The organism is Cohnella hashimotonis, from assembly GCF_030014955.1.
GTDB classification, from domain to species: Bacteria; Bacillota; Bacilli; order Paenibacillales; family Paenibacillaceae; genus Cohnella; species Cohnella hashimotonis.
Genome location: NZ_JAGRPV010000001.1, coordinates 3,915,394 through 3,934,329 on the forward strand (window position 1 = coordinate 3,915,394; position 18,936 = coordinate 3,934,329).

Sequence of the window (18,936 nt, forward strand, 5' to 3'; positions counted from 1 at the left end):
TTAGCTAGCGCTGCCGAGCAATCAGTCTGCGGCCGCTTCGAGCAGGTCAGCCAGCGCCCAATGCCCGGCAGGTACGTCGGTCCACTTGGAGACGCCGCCCGCCTGTGCTGGCTCGCGGCCTAGCACGCGGTTCAGCAGCACGACCGCTTCGGCGCGCGTCAGCGCCTGGCCCGGACGGAACTTGCCGTCCGCGTAGCCGCCGATCCAGCCCGCGCCCTGCGCCTGCTTGATCGAAGCCTCGGCCCAGTTGCCGTCCGTATCGCGGAATCCGGCGCCCGGCGTTCCCGATGGTTGCGCGAGCTTCACGGCCAGCGCGGCCATCTCGGCGCGCGTGACCGCCTGATCCGGACGGAACGAGCCGTCCGCGTAGCCGTTCATAAGCCCCAGCTTGCCGACGGCGGCGATGTCCGCCGCAGCCCAGTGGCTTGTTGACACGTCCGTGTAGGACTTGGCTTGCCCGTCGGCTGCGCTGTTCGAATCCGCGGCGAGTCTCGCGACGATCGTCGCGATCTGCGCCCGCGTCAGCGCGGCGCTTGGTCTGAAGGTTCCGTCCGCAAAGCCTTGAATGTATGCTTGATGAGCGGTTGTCGGCTGATCGCTAAGCTTCAACAGCGTGAAGGTGCTGAATTTGTTCACGGTAATCTTAAATCCTTTGCCCGCGCCCAAATCGACGATCTCGCCATGTTTCAGTTCGGTCGAACCGTCGCTGTGTTCGACGAACACGCCCAGTCGGTTCGCGCCGGAGCCGGCGGCTTCGCCGAGCGGCAGCACGAGATCGACGTCTTTGCCCTGCAGATTCGTATCGATCGACAGCGGGCGTCCTGTGACGGCAGCCGTATCGCCGTACGCGGCCTTGACGACGCTCGAGGCGTTCGCGCGGCTTTGAGCGGCGGACCGGTCCGCCTCGCTCTTCAGCGGCTTGATCGTAAATACGAGATCCCAGCCGGCGGCGTTCAGCGACGCTGCCGGAATGACGATTTTGGAGCCGCCGATCGACAGGCCAAGGTCCAGCTTGCCGTCCGCGAGCAGCTTGGCGATGTCCGCCGGTATCGTCACTTTGGTCTCTGACACTTCGTCCTTGGCATCGGGAACGGCAAGCGTAATCGTTGTCGCGCCCGCCGCCGCTTGCTTGGCGATCGCATCCTTGACCGCCGCGCCCGAGAAGGACAATTCGTCCCGCTTCGTGCCACTTGCGAGCATCGTTCTGCTAACGTCTACGGAAACCTGTGCGCTACCGGAGCCGCCACCGACGCTGCCTTGCACCTTTTCAGGCGCAGGAGTCGCAGTCGCAGGGCCGGACGGCGTCTGCGGCACGACGTCAACGCCGGCTACCGTATACGAAAGACCGTCGGCAAGCAGCAGCTGCCCCGATTTCTTAACGACCTTGACCGTATGCGAGCCGCTCGCGAGTCCGTCGAGATGGAATACGTTCTGCTGCAGCTTGAGCGCATCGCTCTCGGCGCTGCCCGTTCCTTTGGATACCCCGTCCACCAACACTTCGAACTCTCCTTGCGAAGGACCGGTCGGCATGCGCAGGGCGAACCCCGCTCCTTTAAACGTATAGCTGTAAGCATCACCGTTTTCAGTCGCATAATGGATATCGCTGAACGCATCGCCCTTGAAGCTGAACGAGAGCTTCGTTGCGCCCGCAGGCAGTCCGGCCAGATAGGCGGAGCGAATCGTCACCGTATCGCCGCTTATCGTATAATCGGTGCCCGCGGACAGCGTCGCATTGCCGTTTTTCACAGTCGCCAGGCTGCCGCTGTCGCGGAGCAGGGTTACAGTCGCATCCTCGGGCCGCGCCGGGTCGAATCCGATCTCTTCTTCGCCGAGAAGGCTGGGCTTTTCAATCCGAAGCGCGTCGAGCAGCATGAACTGGCCGTTTTTCTTGACCGCCTTCAGCGTGTGCTGGCCGTTGGTCAGTCCCGAGACGCTGTACACGGTCTGGAAGCCCTGGCGAACCGCGCTGCGCGTATCGACCGTAGAGACGAGCTGTCCGTCCAGATACACTTCTATATCGCCTTGGGAATTGTCTTTTTCCGTGACGATGCCGATCCCCGTGCCGGAGAAAACGTAGGTAAACGAATCGCCGTTGTTTTCCGTAAACTGCACGTCGCCTTGGTAATCGCCGTACGGACGGCCGCTGTTGTTGTTCCAAGAGCCGCTGTACGCGATGCCTGCATCGCTATTGTTGACGAGCACGTAACGAAGGCCGGACGTATCGGTTACGTTTACCGTCAGCGTTTGAGACGCGCCGCCGCTGAACGCGAACGTCAGCTGCGCGGCCCCGACCGGCAGAGCGGCCAGATACGATTTCTTAATCGTGACCGTCGTTCCGGCGACGGTATAATCCGTGCCCGACGTCAATGCGGCTTCGCCGTTTGCGATGCCGACGAGCGTATTGCCGTTCAGCGTGAGCGTCGTCTCGATGTCGGTTTGATTCGCAGACTTCTTATCGAAGGAAGCCGTCTTCGGGTTGATCGCGCTGCTCTGTCCGCTGATCGCAACCGTCTTCGCTTCTTCGTCGCCGCCTGTGAAAGCGAAGATAAGGGTCGATTCGCCCGCAGCGAGCCCCGCAAAGGCATCCTTTTTAACCGTGATTGTGCCGTTCGAAACGGTGTAGTCCGCAGGGCTTGCGAGCGCGCTGCCGTTCAGCGCCACGCTCTTCAGATAGCGGGCGTCGACCTTCAGCGCGGTTGTGACATCCGCCGGCTGATCCGAGTCGAACGTAGCGTCAGTCGCATCGATGAGATGATCGACATGCACCTTGAGCGCGTCCAGCAGCGCATAGCCGCCGGACTGCTTCACGCCCTTCACCGTATGCGTCGCGCCGTCAAGACCGTCGATCCGGTAGACGGTCTGCTGTACCGAGCGTCCGTCGTCGTTGTACGTATCAGCGGTGCCCTGGAGCGCGCCGTCCAGGAAGATGTCGACATTGCCCTGGGAGCCTTCCTTTTCGGTAATATAGTCGATGCCCGTACCCTTAAACGTCAGTTGAAACGAATTGCCGTTTCCTTCCGTCCAGTGAACGTCGTTCGAATAATCGCCGACGCCCCGGCCATCGCTGTCGTTCCAGCCTCCGTTATACTGCACGTCCGCGTCGTCGTCGTTCACCACGTAATAATGATCCGCGGCCGTCAACGCCTGCGCGTTCTTCGATTGATCCTGCGCCAGGCCGGCTTCCTGCCGTGCCGCCGCAGTCAGTCCCGGCGCCGCGCTCCCCACGTTCACCGTCAGATCCTGCGACTCGGCCGACACTTCTTTGCCGCCGTTGCGCGTCCAATTTCCTTCGTAGACGAAGCCGGTGTCATCGTCGTTCACGAACGACGTTCCGCTTTGCGCCGTTACTTTGAACAGGCGCGACGCATGAGGATCTACGCTTTCCGCCGTATAGCCCTTCTCGAACGTGCCGAGCTCGCTGTGGCTCCACAGATCGCGGACCGATGCCGGACCGTCCAGCCCGATATCGCCCCAATTCACGGCAATCGATTCGGCTTTTGTGCCCAGGTTGAACACGGCGACATTATAAGTGCCGTCTCCGTTGTTCGCGTACCATACCTGCTGGCTCGTCGCGGTCGATACGGGATGCGCCGGGCGGCCCGCCTGATCGACGGCGATCACTTCGTCATTGGTCAGCAGCTGGAGGCCGTAGCTGTCCAGACGTGTCAGATCGTTGCCCGTATATAGCGGCGCAGCCGATACGGCCCAGAACGTCATCGCCGTCTGGCGCTCGTCCTTGGTGAGGCCGTCCATCGCGCCATTGCCTACGTTCAGGGAGTCGAAGTCGTTCCAGCCGGTGCGGGGACCCGCATCCCGCCACCAGATCGCGGCGTCGGGGAACAGCCGGGCGATGTTGGCCCACTGCGTCAGGCCGACCTTCGGGTCGTACGACTCGACGTCCCAGTTGACGCGCCAGCCGTTGGCGTACTTTTTCCACACGTCCGCATAGTTATGGTCGAGCGCCCAGGACAGCTCGAACCAGATTTTGTTGCGGGCAAGCGCTTTGGACCAGGCGGCCACGTCGTCCCGTGCGTCGATCGACGTATCGTTGTGGCCGGAGCCCGGCGTCACGCTGTCGAACTTGACGAAGTCGATGCCCCAGGAGCCGATCAGGTCCGCGATCGAATCGATGTATGCCTGCGCGCAATCGGGATTCGTGTTGAAATCGATCTTGTAGCCGATATTCCAGTAATCCGCGTACTGAATCGGCTGCTTCGTGATGTCCCGGATATGACAGCTTTCCGTGCCGTAAATCGGCAGGTTGGCCTCGTATGCGGCGGGAGACAGACCTGGAATCAAATAGATGCCGATCTTCTGTCCGTTGGCGTGAACGTAGTCGATGACGTTCTGGAAGCCGTCCGGGTACAGCGTCTCGCTCGGAATCGGCCGGGCGTACTCGTCCATGCCGCCGTTCCAGCCCGCGTCGATATTAATGTAATTGTAACCGTGAGATTGGAGCTTTTCATGCATCGCATCGGACATTTGCTTGATCTTCGCCGCCGATGTCCAGTTGCCTGACGGACCGTCGTACACCTGCATGCTGTAGCTGCTCCAGCCCATATAGGGCTTCTGCGCCAGCTCTTTGTCTGCAGCGACGGCCCGGTTCGCACCCGGCGCGACGAAGCCGAGCTGCGCGACAATCGTGCCGGCGAGCAGCAGGATCAGGCTTTTTTTCTTAAAAATTCGATGCAAACGGATCAGCTCCTTTTCGAATGGTAAAACCCATCTTTAAGCAGGCGTCAGCCGAAACAAGGTTCCCGCCGTCGCATGCCATTCGAGCAGCGCGCCGGACGCCGTCTCTTCAGTTCCGTTCCGCTTAACGGCGACGTCGCCCGTCCAAGGATTGTGCATCCGGAGCGGGGCGCCCGCCTCGCTGACAATCTCCACCCATTGCACGCAGCCTTTTTCGAAGGAAGCGCTTACGAGGAAGCCGCCGACGGCCCGCAGCGTAGCGAACGAAGCCGGCAGATGCTTGGGCCAGTTGGGGAACAGTCGCAGAACGCCGTTGTAGCTCTGCAGCAGGCATTCATTGATGACGGCGGGCAGCGCGAAATTTTCGAACCAGATCCCCATTTGGCCCATGTAGTCGAACGGCGTCGTATCCGAATAGCGGCCCCCGGCCTCGAGCAGCTTGTCGGTACAGGTGCCGTTAGGCAGCATGCAGTAATCGATCTGCCGCTTGAACCGTTCGAGATCGAGCATGCCAAGACGCGCGCCGGCCATCGCGTAAAACACCAAATCGTTGCCGCCCTCGTTGCGATGGTTGAGGTAGCTGTTCGCCGCGATCGCATAGTCGTCCGGCGGAGAATGCAGGCCATGGTCCTCGCCCGGAAACACCGTTGCGACGCCATTCGGTACGTTGTATACGACCTCCGGGTCCTCGCCCGGCACCGACACGTACACGGTTCCCCGCGCCGACCGGGCGGTCGGATAGTCGGGGAAATGCGCCAGCACCTCTTCCACTTCCGCGAGAAGCTCCGCCTCCGCTTCCGTCCGCCCGAGCGCCGCGCAAGCTTGCCGGAAAGCATGGAACAAAAACTTCGTCAGCGTCAGATCGACGATGCAGTCCCGGTTCAAACGAAAGCCCGGCGTCAGCTCGTACAGCTCCGGCGCGACGGTCGGATAAACGTGATAGCGGTCGTCGCCCCAGGTTTCGCCCCGCGCGTCCGGCCGTTTCATGTAATCGACCATGAACAGCGCGGCATCTCGAATCGGGCCAAAGGCGCGACCGGCCAGAAAATCGAGATCCATCGTGTACAGGTAGTGCCACCAAAGGCTCTGCACGGTCCATGGCGTCTCGCAAATCTCCCAGCCCCAGTGCGGGACGGGATAAGGCATCATCGTCATCTCGACAGGGTAGGCGGAGTGCGGATAATACGCCCCGCGCAGGCCGTAATATTCCCGGGCCCATTTGCGGCTGACCGGTCCGATCCGTTCGACCATGTCCACATAGGCAAGATGCTTGTCGACATGGTTGCTCGAGAAGGCAAGCCAGAACGGCTGCTGCGTGTTGTAGTTCATATGGTAATCGCCATGCCATTCGGAGCCGATCTTGCCGTAGCTCCAATTGGCGAATAAGCCCGGACAGATCGCGTCCGGAGAGACGGCGCAGTTGAAAAAGTACAGATTGCGGTACCAGATCCGCTCAAGAAACGCGTCGCCGAGCGCTACGCCCGAGCGCGACCAGAAACGCGACCAGCTGTCCGTTGCCTGGGCGAATGCGCTTGCAAAATCGGCGTCGCCGTCCTGCTGCGCCGCTTCCGGCTCCGGCACGTCGGCGTCGAGTCCCTCGTCGAGCGCGACGCGCACCTCGAATCTCCCCTCCGCCCGTACCGGGTTCAGCAGTCCTTCCCAGGAGGAAGCGCCCGCATGCAGGCCGGCAGCCGGTTCGAATGTCGCCGTCAGACGGAAGGCGCGGTCGTTTGCTTGTCCGCCATCCTTCGGCTCCCCGCCGACTGCGGCGGGCAGACGCTGGCGGAACGCCATCAGCCCCCGCGGTGCATCCATAAAGGGCGACGGCGCAGGCAGCTCTTGCGGCGTCTCGGGATCGGCGATCAGCTTGACGCGGTTGAACACGATCGGTACGTCTTCCGGTCCGCCATCCGTTCTGAGCGCCAGTCGCAGCGCGTCCTTATCTTGCTCGACGAACGTCAACAGCTGAACTTGCCTGCCGTCCGCGAGCAAATCGATCTCGCACATGCCGTCGTGAATGCGCAGCGTGTGGCCGAGCACTTCGACCCGCCGCCGGTCGAAGCCGAGCAAGAGCGAACCGCACGGCATCGGGCGCGGATACGGACGGGCGTAATTGGCGGACGCCATTTCCACGTACTCGCGATACCACGGATCCTCGGAGAGCGAGCTGTAATGCGAGGGAATTTCTTTAAGCCGCGCGAACAGGCTTTCGAAGGTGCCGATCTTTTCTTTGTTGTTTTCCGCGATGCGGATGTCCCATACGTTGTTATGTCCGAAGTGAATGACGATCGCGTCGGGCCGGGTCGTGACGACGGCGCCGAGCTTGCCGTTGCCGAGCAGCGCGCCTTCGAAGAACGTCGCGGCCGGACGATCGTACCGGATGCCGTGAGCGGCTGCCCGTTCCATGACGTTCAAGCGGTGTCCTCCATTGCAGGTTTAATGCGTTGCTTACGCGGTTTCACTAGCCCGCCTCCCCTCGAATTCCTATTTCGGGCATGACGAGCCAGGCCTTCCGGCTTTGCGGCCAGAAGGCCTGTGCTGCGCGTTACTATGCGGCCTGATTCGTGCTTACTTCGCGGCCTTGTCGTACGCTTGCTGCAGGATTTCCAGGTAGCGGTCCAGCTTCAGGTCTTTCAGACCTTTCACGTAGCTGTCCCAGTCTTTGTTCAGATCGAGGTTGCCCGTGATGAATTGAAGCTCGCTGCGCTCGATGTAGTTCTTGAGGTTGGTCTGCAGAATGCTGGCTTCGTCGGTCAGCGACGGATCGATCCACAGCGACCAGAGCGGGAACAGTTCCTTCGGCTCGTGGCCTTGATACTCGAGGGTCGCTTGGTACAGTCGGCGCTCGTAGCCGGCCGAATCGTAGATGTCCGTAGCAGAGACGAAGCTGTCGCGGTATTCCTTCGGTTGGTAGAAGTGAGCGACGCCGCTCCAGCCCGCATTGCGAGGCGCTTCGCCTTCGGTCGCCGGGATCGGCTTGAACTGCGCCTTGACGCTCTCGTCCAGAGCCACGTCGTCCGGACCCGGCTTCTCCCAGTCGATGCCTTCCATACCCGATGCGCCGTTCGTCTGTCCTTCCGGCGTGAACATATAGTCGACCATCTTGATCAGCGCGACCTGCGCTTCCTTGCTGGCTTTGTTCGTGATGACGAACTTGGCGCCCGGATCGACGCCGCCGCCGTCATGCGTCGCCAGCGAGCCGTGCGGACCGGTCAGCGGAGGCAACGCGTCGTAGTCGGCGGAGAAACGGTTGCCTTTGTCGATGTTGACGAAGATGGCCGGGTGCATGCCTGCGCCTGCGCCGAGAATTTGCGCGTCGCCGTTCTCGCCGATCTTCTTGAACGCTTCGGCGTTTTGCGTGAAAGCGCCCGGATCGATCAGCTTCTCGTCGTACAGCGACTTGATATAAGCGAGGCCTTCCTTCCACTCCGGCGTGATGGCCGCGGAGACGACCTTGCCGTCCTTCAGGTTCAGATAATTGCGGTCGTCGTCATAGACGAAGCCGTTCATCAGATAGGGCACGACGCGGACGCCGAAGTCTTCGATCGAGCCGCTCAGCGGCACTTCGTCCTGCTTGCCGTTGCCGTTCGGGTCCTTCGTCTTGAACGCTTCGAGCATCGCCTTGAACTCTTCGGTCGTCTTCGGCGGCTGGATGCCGAGCTGCTTCATCCACTTGGTGTTGACCCACATCTTGTTCGGATACGAGCAGTGGAAGCACTGCGTATAGGAGACGAGGCCGTAGATGTTGCCGTCCGGAGCCGTGATGTATTGCTTCAGGTCGGGATGGGCTTCCATCGCCGCCTTGATGTTCGGACCGTACTGGTCGATCAGGTCGTTCAGCGGGACGATAACGCCTTGCTTACCGTACTTGAGCAGATCCGCTTGCGAGAAGTGATCGATGTAGGAAGGCAGGATGTAGGCGTCCGGATAGTCGCCGCTCGCCAGCGAGATCTGGCGTTTTTCCTTCGCGCCGTCGGACGGATTCAGCTGCCAGTCGAACTTGATGTTGAATTTATCTTCGATAAACTTGGAAAATTTGTTCGTGGTCAGGTCGATGCCGGACTCCTGGATCGAGAATACTTTGATCGGAACCGGCGCGGCGGATGCCGAATCGCTTCCCGACGCGGATGCGGAAGCGGATGTGGACGAGGATGAGGCGCCGCCCGAGGAGGCGGACGAATTGTCGTTTTTCGTGCAGGCCGCGAGTGCCATGCTGAGGGCGATGACGATCGCCAGCAGACTTACGATTCTCTTTTTCAAGTGGGTCGCTCCCTTTTCTTGGATAGTTGCATGCAATGATTGCGGCAGCGTGCTACATACGCATCCCCCCTCTCACATTCGCCGCCGTACGCCGTTATCCCTTCACGGAACCGACCAGCATGCCCTGTACGAAATAGCGCTGCACGAACGGATAGATGACGAGCACGGGCAGCGTCGCTACGACGATAAGCGAATACTTGAGCAGCTCGGAAAGCTGCTGCCGCTCGACCATTTTCATCGCGTCCATCATGCCGGAACTGTTGTTCTGAATGATGATGCTGCGCAACACGAGCTGCAGCGGGAACAGGTTGGCGGACTTTAGGTAAATGAGCGCGTCGAAGTAAGCATTCCACTGACCGACGGCGTACATGAGCACCAGCACGGCGAGGATCGGCTTGGAGAGCGGGATGACGACGCTGCGCATGAAGCGCAGATCGCTGCAGCCGTCGATCTCGGCGGCCTCGGCGAGTTCATCGGGTATCGAAGCCTGGAAAAACGTGCGGGCGATAATGACCTGCCACACCCAGATCGCGTTCGGGATGAGCAAGGCCCACCGGGTATCGATCAGGTGCAGCGACTTGACGACCATGTAGGTCGGGATCAGGCCGCCGCTGAAAATCATCGTGAAGGTGACAATTATCATGATGGCGTTGCGTCCGAAAAACGTTTTGCGCGACAGCGGATAGGCGATCATCACCGTAAGCGCGACGCTGATCAGCGTGCCCGCAGCCGTGTAAAAGATCGAATTGCCGTATCCCGTCAAAATGGCCGGCGTGTTGAACAGCGTCTCGAAGCCCTTGAAGGAGATGTCCACCGGCCACAGGAAGACTCTTCCCGACGTGACGGCCGCGGGGCTGCTGATCGAGCTGCTCAGAATGTAAATAAGCGGATACAGGACGGCGATCAGGACGATCGTGAGGATCGTATAGACGACGGCCATGAACAGGCGGTCTCCCGTCGATTCCCGAATCGAAGTTCGTTTCGTTGCGGCTTGTGCTTGCATGTGCGCGAATCTCCTTTCTACCAGATGCTGCTATTCGTGAGGCGCTTGGCGATGCCGTTGACCAGGAGCAGCAGCACCAGATTGATGAATGAGTTGAACAGGCCGACAGCGGTAGCGAAGCTGTAGTTGGCGTTCAGCAGGCCAATGCTGTAGACGTAAGTTGCGATAATCTCCGAAGTCGACTGATTCAGCGGATTTTGAAGCAGGTACACTTTTTCGAAGCCGATCGCCATGACGTTACCGACGTTCAGGATCAGAATGACGACGATCGTGGGCAGGATGCCCGGCAGGTCGACGTGAACGATCTTCTGGAACCGGGACGCGCCATCCACCTTGGCCGCCTCGTACAGCGTCGGATCGATGCCTGCCAGCGCAGCGAGATAGATGACTGCGGAGTAGCCGGCCGTCTGCCAGATGTCGGACCAGACATAGATCGAACGGAACATGCCGGGTTCGCCGAGGAAGTTGATCGAATCGAAGCCCATATGGTTCAAGGCAACGTTGGCGAAGCCGAGTCTGGGCGCCAGGAACAGCATGATGATCGACACCATGACGACAGTCGAGATAAAGTAAGGCGCGAACGTCACGAGCTGCACGATACGCTTGAAGCGGCCGCTGCGAATCTCGTTAAGCATCAGCGCAAGCAGGATCGGAATCGGGAAGCCCGCCAGCAGCAGGTAGCCGCTCAGCAGGATCGTATTGCGGATTAGATCCCAGAAGATCGGGTTATCGAAAAAGAGCTTGAAGTTCCGCAGGCCTACCCAGGGACTGCCCCAGATGCCTTTAATGACGTTGTAATCTTTGAAGGCGAGCACGGCGTTCGCCATCGGGTAATACTTGAAAATCAGAAAGAATAAAAGCGGCGGCAGGACGACCAGGTACAGCTGCCAATGTTTCTTGAAGCTTTTCCTGGCTTCGAGCGTCCGGCTCCTTTTCACCCGCTTGCGGATCGGCTGCGGCTGCGCGTTGCCTTCCCATGCGATTTCTCCATCCATCGTCGACGATCCCCTCCTATCGTTCCCTAGCGCCGATTTTGCTTGGCAGCGCTTTCTACAGGTCCGATGATAGCGCAACCAAAACGCCGACCGGAAGGTACAAATCGGTATTTTAGCGTACCAAAAACCCGATTTAGAGGAGCCGATTCGCCTTAGAACGGCCCATTTTCCGCGATCTGACGCGGGGACGGGCCATCGGGAAAACGGTACGGTCGATCGGGACGCATAAAAGCGGGATTTCGCGTGAACGGGCTTATTTTTTCGTTTGTCCTTGCCGTTCAGCGCCCAAAGTAAAAACCGCCAGGGAAGTTCCCTGACGGTCGGTTGAGCGATCGTACGCTATAAATTCAATCGAATGACTGCCGGAATGCGCTCGGCGATACGCCCGATACCCGCTTGAACGCCCGGCGGAACGAATGCGAGCTGTTGTAGCCGACCTTGTACGCGATCTCGTCGATCGTCGCGCTCCGGTCCCGCAGCAGCTCGGCCGCGTGATCCATGCGAATTTTCTCCAGGTAATCGGACAAATTCGTTCCCGTGACGTCCTTGAACAGCTGCGAAATGTATTTCTCCGGCCGCTCCACTTGCTCGGCTACCTTGTAAAGCGTAAGCTCGGCGTCGGAATACTTTTCCGCGATATATTTCTTGATCTCCTCGACCGTCTTGTGGTGCAAATCGTTTTTCTTCGCGGCCACGACGCCGCACAGCGTATCGGTTATTTGTCCGATCTCGTCGCGGACCGCCTCCAGCGAATCCGTCTCCTGGATCGCCAGCGTACGGTTTTTGACCGATTCGAACGGCTCGGCGGATTGGAAGGCTTTCTGGTCGAGCACCTTGAGCAGCGTTCCTTTTAATTCGCCGATCAGCTGCCGCTTCATGTCCGGCGAGAGCTCCCGGCTTTCGGCATTGCGCGCGAGCAGCTCCTCCACCATCCGGCGCGCTTCTTCCCTTTCGCCCGCACGGATCGTACCGATGAGCCGAAGCTCGGTCTCCAGCGGATAATAATAGGTCGCGCTCGTAGGCAGGATGTCGCGATGCCGCAAAATATCCTTGCGGACGGCGTAATCCGCGTACTCGAGCGTCTCCCGCGCTTGCTCGCACGAACGGCTGACCTCCAGCGCCGTGCCGAAGCTTTCGCCGAACGCGGCGGTGACGGAAATTTTGTACTCGTCGAACAGGCGGGCGGCGAGCGGCCGCAGCATGTCCTCGATCTCGCGTTCCCCCGCTTCCTCCGGCTGCTCGGGCACATAACCGAACAAGGCGGCCACCCGGTCCGAGCCCATATCCGTCATTTGCAGATCGGGGAACAGCTCGCGCAGGTTTTGCTTGACGAGCAATCGCGCTGCGTTCAATTCGTTCAATATCTCGACCGTGTCCATGCCCGAATAACCTTCGACGCGCAAGATTCCGACCGCGCCTGAGGCGAAGCCGAATCTTAGGCCGGCTTGGTCCGCCGCGGCCTCGGCCTCGTCGCGCGTCGTGAATTCGCCGGCGAGCAGCCGCTTCAGGTAAGCGTCCTGCACGAGCGGGAGCTGCCGGTCGAGCTCGCTTTGCAGCCATTTGTTGTTGGTCAGCATATTGGCGACATTGCCGTGCAGAAAATCGTAGGCGTTGCCGAGCGGCGGCTGGTCCTTGGCGAATTGGTCGCGAAATACGCCGAGCAGCCGGTTAATCGGCGCGCTGTTCCGGTAAGACAACACGATGCCTGCCAGCAGCCCGACGACAAGCGCGACCGCCGTCACCGTCCAGCTGATGAATTTAATGTGGTTCGCGTTTTCCATGAGCACGGCCTTTGGGATGCCCGCGCGGTACGTCCAGCCCGTCTTGTCCGATTGAATGGCGATGACCAGATCGTCGCCGTAAAATTGGCTCTGTTCGTCCGCTCGCAAACCGTCCGTCCCGTTCAGACGGACGATTTCTTTTTCCTCGATGCCCTGCCGGCTGATCGTCTTGCCCTCGCGGTCGCTGATGTATGTCCAGCCGCCATAACGATCTTTCAATCCCGTCAGCAGGCTCTGAATCGTCTTCTCGTCGATAATAACGACGACGGTAGCCGGAGAGACCTCGTTAAAGCTGTCCAATGGAAGCGATTGCATATAAGAAATGACCGATGTCTGTCCGTCGCCGTCTTCGAAGGGGCTGAGCGGCAGGATCTCCCGGCTGTGGGGCTTGTTCAGAATCGTATTGCGCCAGTCGTCCAGCGTCATATTGCGATAATGTGCGGTCTCGTAATAATGCTCGGGACGGAAATAAGCGGATCCCGGCGTCAGCACGACGTTATAATTTCGCAGATAAATGTAGTAGTTCCGCAGGAAGTCGTTGGTCTGGCCGAAAACCATGACGCTTCTCAGCACGTTCCAGATGCTGTACAGATTGACGTCGCCGTCGCTCTTTTTCTCGTTCATCAGCACGAACAGATCCTGATTCAGCGCCAGCTGCCGGGTGAACCCCTCGACCTCGGCCATTCTGCGCTCCAGCAGCTGCTGCGCGTTCTGCAGCTGGGTGACGCCGTTCTCGATCGAGATCGACTGCGTGACTTCGATCGAAGTCCGGTAGGACATATAACCCGCGATGCTGGGCAGGATCAGGATGACGAGATAGGAGAGCAGAAAGTTCCGGTAAATCCTCGAATGCTTCGGCAACGTCCGACCCCCCTTTTTCTAGTAGCACCATTATACACGAAAGACAACTACCGGTCCGCCGAATGAAGCAGCCCCGTAGTTGTCGCAGCCTTGCGTACTATGATTCGGTTCAGTGCGCCGTCGATGCGAGAAGCCCGGCATCCAAGACGACGGTTTCGCCGGCCCGCAGGTTCAAACGGATCTCCCGGCCCCCGTATCGCAGCGCCGCCTGCAGCGCAGAGCCGGCCCGGATCGTCGCGCTCGTCAGCGCGCCGTCCGACCAGACGAGATCGACCTCCGCATTGCCTCTGGCCCGGAGCCCCCGGATGCTTCCGGTATGCCAGCTCGCCGGGAGCGCGGGCAGCAGATGGATGGCCCCCCCGTGACTCTGCATCAGCATCTCCGCGAAGGCGGCCGCCCCGCCGAAGTTGCCGTCGGCCACGAAGATATTGCTCTCCGCGCCTGCGATGCCGGCTTTGGAGTAGGTCAGCAGATTGTCGAAGCATAGCCGCCCGATCAGATAGGACAGCTGGCGCAGCGCCAGTTCTCCTTCGCCGAGTCTAGCGAAGCCCCCGGCGAACAGCGCGAGCGTGAACTCTACGTCCTCGAGATCGGCCGCGTCCATTCGGTTCGCAAGCGTACGCTTCGCCGCCTCCGCCAGCTCCGGCGTATCGTGGGGAGTCACCTGGGCGCCCGGGAAAAGCGCATGCAGGTGCGAAACGTGCCTGTGGTCCGGCTGCGCCTCGCCGTAGTCCTCGAGCCATTCCTGCAGCTGGCCGCCCGCGCCGATCTGCAGCGGCGGCAGCAGGCTCAGTGCCTCGCGAAGCCGGACTTGAAGGTCTTCGTCCGTACCCAGCCGATCGGCGGAGGACAGGCAGAACGCGAACAGGTCGCGCACGAGCACCTGATCGAGCGTGGCGCCCATGGACAGTGCATAGCTGCGTTCCCGGCCGTCCCCGACGAAGAAACTGTTCTCCGGCGAATTGGAAGGCCCGGTCACGAGCCACCCCTTCTCCGGGTGGACGCTCATATAATCCAGGAAAAATAGCGCCGCCTCCTTCAGCACCGGATACGCGCTTCGCCGCAGGAAGTCGTCGTCGAGCCCGTATTCGTAATGGACGCGCAGCTGCTCGGCCAGCCAGAGGCCGCCGGTCACGTTCAGCCCCCATGAATAATGCCAGCCGGGCGCGGTAAAGCCCCAGGCGTTGGAGAACACGTGCGCGACCCATCCCGGCGCGGCGTAAAAGTCGCGTGCGGTACGCCGTCCAGCATCGGCCAGACGCTCCACGTAACGCAGGAGCGGCAGGTGACACTCGGCCAGGTTGGCCGCTTCGGTCGGGAAGTAATTCATCTCCGTATTGATATCAAGATGATAATCGCAGCTCCAAGCCATGCGGTTGGCCTCGCCGTCGTTCCAGATACCCTGAAGGTGAAGCGGCAGCGCCGAATCCTCGCGCGAGCCGGCGATCGTCAGGTAACGTCCGTATTGGAAAAACAGGGCGAAAAGGCCGGGGTCTGCGGCCCCCTCGCGCAAACGGCTCATCCGCTCGCCGGTCGGCAGCCGCATCGCTTCGCGCCTGTCGCCGAGAGAAACTTCTACGCGGCCGAACAGCCTGCGGTAATCGGAGATATGATCCTCGCGCACCTTGTCGTATCCCTTGGCAATCGCCCGCTCGACGGACGCCGCGCCTTCGGTGCGCCAATCTTCGCCTACCCTGTCGTAATCCGTGCTGGCGGCGACAAAAATCCACGCTTCGTCCGCTTCCTCGACGACCAGCCTTCCGCCCACGGCCGTTATTTGCCCGCCGCGCGCGACGACCTGGACCCGTCCCTCGGCCCGCACGCCGCATTGGCCGTCGCTGTGCATCGTCTCCGTCGCCCGGCCGGCGAAGGCGAGAATGCCCGCAGCCACATCCGTCGTAGAAGCGAAGCGCTCCGTCCGGCCCTCGAGCGCCAGCGCGAAGGATACGCCTCCCGATCGGACGCTTGTCAACCTGCCGGCGATTACGCCGTCCGCATGGCTTGCCAGCGCTTCGCGGCGGATGCCCGCTTGATCCTCGCATGCGAACCCGTAAAGGGCGGTCTCCAGATCGAGCTCCCGCGTTACTCCCCCGCCGATGGCGTCCGTGAACGTCAGAATCAGATCGCACATCGGCATATTCGTGCCGAAGTTCCCTTTTTCCGATTGCAGCAGCGCTGCGGCCCGGTCCTCGCCGGCGGCATAATCCCCGCTCCAGAAAACATTTCTGAGCGCTTCAAGGTCAGCCTTATTGCGCGGCGCAAAAGGCGTCTCCTCTGGCTTGCCCGACCAATAAGTCGCTTCGGTCAGGCTCCAAACCTCGCGCGCCGCGTCCCCATATATGACGGCGCCCATTTTCCCGTTCCCGAGAGGAAGCCCCTGCTTCCAGCCGTCGGCGCCCTTGTCGTACCATAGTTTCGTATCGCTCATCGTCCGTTCACCCTTCGCGTTTCTATCGCTTCGGCCCATGGGGCCGCATTGCGATTTCATTTGTTCGATCGTCCGCATACGGACGCCAATGCTTTTCATATCGTCACCGATATCGTACCATGAGAAGAGCGTTTCGTATTTGTTAGCGCATCCACCAATTTGACGATTCATCCGGTCATTTTTTATTTTACTGGGAGGCTCCGATATGAAAAAGCTGTCCGAAATGACGCCATACCTGGGCGATCTGATGCCTTATGTCTACGACGGCAGCGCAAATGAAGGGCTTCGCGTATGCAGCGTGTATGCGATGCATCTGTTCCCGGAGGGCGGCGGGGAGATGGAGGTCGAAGGCGTCAGGCATCCGCTCGACAAGCGAGCGCTCGTCTTTTTGCGGCCCGGCCAGCCCCACGCGTTTCATATCTCGCCGGAGCGGCCGCTTTCCTCATTCAATTTGTATTTCGATTTATGGGACACCGGGGCCCCGGTGTCGCTGAACCGGATTTTTATTTACGCGCCCGAGCCCTTCCGGCTTGACGCCGTCTCCGTCGCTTGCCCGTGCGCCGAGTTGGAGTCCCTTCCTTGCGTGTCGTCGCTCCAGGACGACCCGCAGCTCTACGAGGAGCTGCTGCGGATTGTCCGGGTATACGAACAATCCCGCTACTATCGCAGCGAGATTCTGAACAGCATGATGTACGCGTGGATGCTGAATTGGTACAATGCTCGCCATACGCGGCGGCCGAGCGATTACCGGATCGTGAAGCTGCTGGAGCGTCTCGAAAGGGATCCAGGGAGGCGCGAGAGCGTCGGCGAATGGTGGGAGATGTGCGGACTAAGCCGCACCTATTTTCACGAGCTGTTCCTTCGGGAAACGGGGTTCACGCCCAAAGCCTATCAGCATCGTCTGCGGATGCGGAGAGCGGCGATTCTGCTGCGGGAGAGCGACCTCACGATCACCGCAGTCGCGGACAAGCTTGGCTATCCGTCGATCCATCCGTTTACGCGCCACTTTGGCGCCTATTACGGCGTCAGTCCGATGCAGTACCGCCGCCGTCCGGCAAGCCCGACAGGCGTGCCGCCCGCCGATCCTTCGCCCGTTCTCTAAGATCGCGAACGACGTCCGCATCCGCCGAGCGCCAGCCGATCGGACCGTGATACACCCGTCCCTTGCGTTCGCCGTGAAAGTCCGATCCGCCCGTCGCGATGATGCCGTACCGCTGCGCCATCGCCGCGTAGCGCCGCTCGTCTTCGTCCGAATGGTCCGAGTGGTAAGCCTCCACGCCGTCCGCGATGCCTTCCCGCAGCAGTGCTTCCACGGCTTCGTCCGCGCCGTACAGCCCGGGATGGGCGACGACGGCGGCGCCGCCCGCCTCGTGAATCCAGGCGATCGCTTCGGCCGGCGCGATCCGCGGCGGCAGGACATAAGCCGGCTTGCCCTCGGCCAGATAGCGGTCGAACGCCTCCTGCAGCGAACTTACCGCTCCGATCCGGACGAGCGCTTCGGCGATGTGCGGCCGGCCGACCGTCTCGTCGGGCCCTCTGTCCCGGCCCGCCGCGTCGAGCACCGTCTCCCAGGAAAGACGCACGCCCAGCTCGTTGAGCTTCGCCACGATCAGCTCGTTGCGCGAATCGCGCACGCGGCGCTGGGAAGCGAGCCGGGCCAGGAATACCGGATCCCGGTCGTCCGCATAGTAGCCCAAAATGTGAATATCCTGGCCGTTCTGCGCGGTGCTGATCTCGACCCCGGGCACGACCTCAATGCCGTATTCCTCCGCCGCTTGCCTGGCCTCGTCGAGACCGGCTACCGTATCGTGATCGGTAATGCCGATGGCGGAGAGGCCCGCCTCCGCCGCCATGCGGACGTTTTCGGACGGCTTGTGAAGACCGTCGGAAGCGGTCGTGTGCGTATGCATGTCCGCTCTCTTCAAGCTTGTATCCCCCTTAAATATTCTAGCAGCGAAGCGCCTGCGATCGGCAGGTCCGACGATTGCTGGCGAACCGCATAAAACTGCCGGCGAAACGAAACGCCGCGAATCTTCACCGGCGCGAGCAGCGAGAGCGCGGCTTCGTGCCGGATCGTCCATACCGACACGAAGGACAGTCCCAATCCTGCCTCGACGGCCGACTTCACGGCGCCGGTGCTCCCGAAGTCGCTCACGACCCGCAGATCGGAAGGGTGCGCGCCGTGGCGGAGGAGCTCCTCCTCCATCACCTGGCGCGTTCCGGAACCTGTCTCCCGCAGCACCATCGGCTCCTTCAGCACCTCCTCCAGCTCGACCTCGCTGCGCGAAGCGAACGCGTGCCCCGCCGGCACGACAAGCACTAGCTCGTCGTTCATGACCGGCTCGGCAATCAGCCCGGGCCCTTCCGCGCGCCCTTCGACCAGCCCGAAGGCGAGGCCGTGGTTCTCGATCTCCTCGATAATCTCCGCCGTGTTGATGATGCGCATGCTCAGCGACAGTTCGGGATATCGTCTCAGAAAAGGCGCGAGCAGCCGCGGCAGCACGTATTCGCCGATCGTCAGGCTTGCGGCGAACTTGAGCCTGCCCTTGAGCTGCTCGGCGTGCGCGGCCATGACCGCGTCCGTCTCCCGCATCAGCTCCATGGCCTTGCGCGCTTGGGGCAGCAGGGCGCGGCCGGCATCGGTCAGCTCCAGCTTTTTGGCCGATCGGTGAAACAGCTTGGCTCCGAACCGCTCCTCGAGCGCCTGAATCTGCATCGTCACCGCAGGCTGCGTCATATGCAGCGTCTGGGCGGCGGCGGAGAAGCTTCCCCTTTCCGCCACTGCGTAAAAGGTGTGGAGCTGATGCACGTTCAACGCCATAATTGTAAAATTCCCGCCTTCCGAACATTTGAATGCATTATATCATAATCGGCCGCGGCGATCTTCGTCGCGTCGAAAACGCAAAAAAAAGCATG

The 18,936-nt window shown here is 60.8% G+C and carries 10 protein-coding genes; 1 reads left to right on the forward strand and 9 read right to left on the reverse strand.

What is annotated here, in order from left to right; genetic code table 11:
- Positions 1-21: 21 nt before the first annotated feature.
- The 7 genes from KB449_RS15780 to KB449_RS15810 form a co-directional block, all read right to left on the reverse strand.
- On the reverse strand, positions 22-4,692 hold the full coding sequence (locus KB449_RS15780; protein ID WP_282909293.1) for a X2-like carbohydrate binding domain-containing protein: 4,671 nt from the start codon (positions 4,690-4,692) through the stop codon (positions 22-24).
- 36 nt (positions 4,693-4,728) lie between these two features.
- The gene (locus tag KB449_RS15785; RefSeq protein ID WP_282912827.1) at positions 4,729-7,098 is read right to left on the reverse strand and encodes a glycosyl hydrolase family 95 catalytic domain-containing protein; all 2,370 of its coding nucleotides are present in this window, start codon (positions 7,096-7,098) and stop codon (positions 4,729-4,731) included.
- Between the two features lie 162 nt (positions 7,099-7,260).
- Entirely contained in the window at positions 7,261-8,952 is a 1,692-nt protein-coding gene (locus tag KB449_RS15790) for an extracellular solute-binding protein (RefSeq protein ID WP_434082509.1), read from the reverse strand.
- A gap of 94 nt (positions 8,953-9,046) precedes the next feature.
- Positions 9,047-9,955, reverse strand: coding sequence for a carbohydrate ABC transporter permease (locus KB449_RS15795; protein ID WP_282909294.1), 909 nt, complete (start codon positions 9,953-9,955; stop codon positions 9,047-9,049).
- Positions 9,956-9,972: 17 nt separating this feature from the next.
- On the reverse strand, positions 9,973-10,950 hold the full coding sequence (locus KB449_RS15800) for an ABC transporter permease (RefSeq protein ID WP_282909295.1): 978 nt from the start codon (positions 10,948-10,950) through the stop codon (positions 9,973-9,975).
- 347 nt (positions 10,951-11,297) lie between these two features.
- Entirely contained in the window at positions 11,298-13,592 is a 2,295-nt protein-coding gene (locus KB449_RS15805) for an AraC family transcriptional regulator (protein ID WP_282909296.1), read from the reverse strand.
- Between the two features lie 109 nt (positions 13,593-13,701).
- Complete coding sequence (locus tag KB449_RS15810) at positions 13,702-16,020, reverse strand: glycoside hydrolase family 95 protein (RefSeq protein WP_282909297.1); 2,319 nt, start codon at positions 16,018-16,020, stop codon at positions 13,702-13,704.
- 205 nt (positions 16,021-16,225) lie between these two features.
- Between KB449_RS15810 and KB449_RS15815 the strand changes: the two genes are divergently transcribed.
- Positions 16,226-17,122, forward strand: coding sequence for a helix-turn-helix transcriptional regulator (locus KB449_RS15815; protein ID WP_282909298.1), 897 nt, complete (start codon positions 16,226-16,228; stop codon positions 17,120-17,122).
- Here the strand turns inward: KB449_RS15815 and KB449_RS15820 are convergent.
- Both KB449_RS15820 and KB449_RS15825 read right to left on the reverse strand, forming a co-directional pair.
- Entirely contained in the window at positions 17,046-17,945 is a 900-nt protein-coding gene (locus KB449_RS15820) for a PHP domain-containing protein (RefSeq protein ID WP_282909299.1), read from the reverse strand. The genes KB449_RS15815 and KB449_RS15820 overlap by 77 nt on opposite strands.
- Positions 17,942-18,841, reverse strand: coding sequence for a LysR family transcriptional regulator (locus tag KB449_RS15825; protein WP_282909300.1), 900 nt, complete (start codon positions 18,839-18,841; stop codon positions 17,942-17,944). Before KB449_RS15825 ends, KB449_RS15820 begins: the two co-directional genes overlap by 4 nt.
- Positions 18,842-18,936: the final 95 nt, after the last annotated feature.

Excerpts from the sequence above, each read along its gene's own strand:
- KB449_RS15825 (WP_282909300.1), bottom strand. The coding sequence starts at position 18,841 with ATGGCGTTGAACGTGCATCAGCTCCACACCTTTTACGCAGTGGCGGAA.
- KB449_RS15810 (WP_282909297.1), bottom strand. The coding sequence starts at position 16,020 with ATGAGCGATACGAAACTATGGTACGACAAGGGCGCCGACGGCTGGAAG.
- KB449_RS15815 (WP_282909298.1), top strand. The coding sequence starts at position 16,226 with ATGAAAAAGCTGTCCGAAATGACGCCATACCTGGGCGATCTGATGCCT.
- KB449_RS15800 (WP_282909295.1), bottom strand. The coding sequence starts at position 10,950 with ATGGATGGAGAAATCGCATGGGAAGGCAACGCGCAGCCGCAGCCGATC.
- KB449_RS15795 (WP_282909294.1), bottom strand. The coding sequence starts at position 9,955 with ATGCAAGCACAAGCCGCAACGAAACGAACTTCGATTCGGGAATCGACG.
- KB449_RS15785 (WP_282912827.1), bottom strand. The coding sequence starts at position 7,098 with ATGGAACGGGCAGCCGCTCACGGCATCCGGTACGATCGTCCGGCCGCG.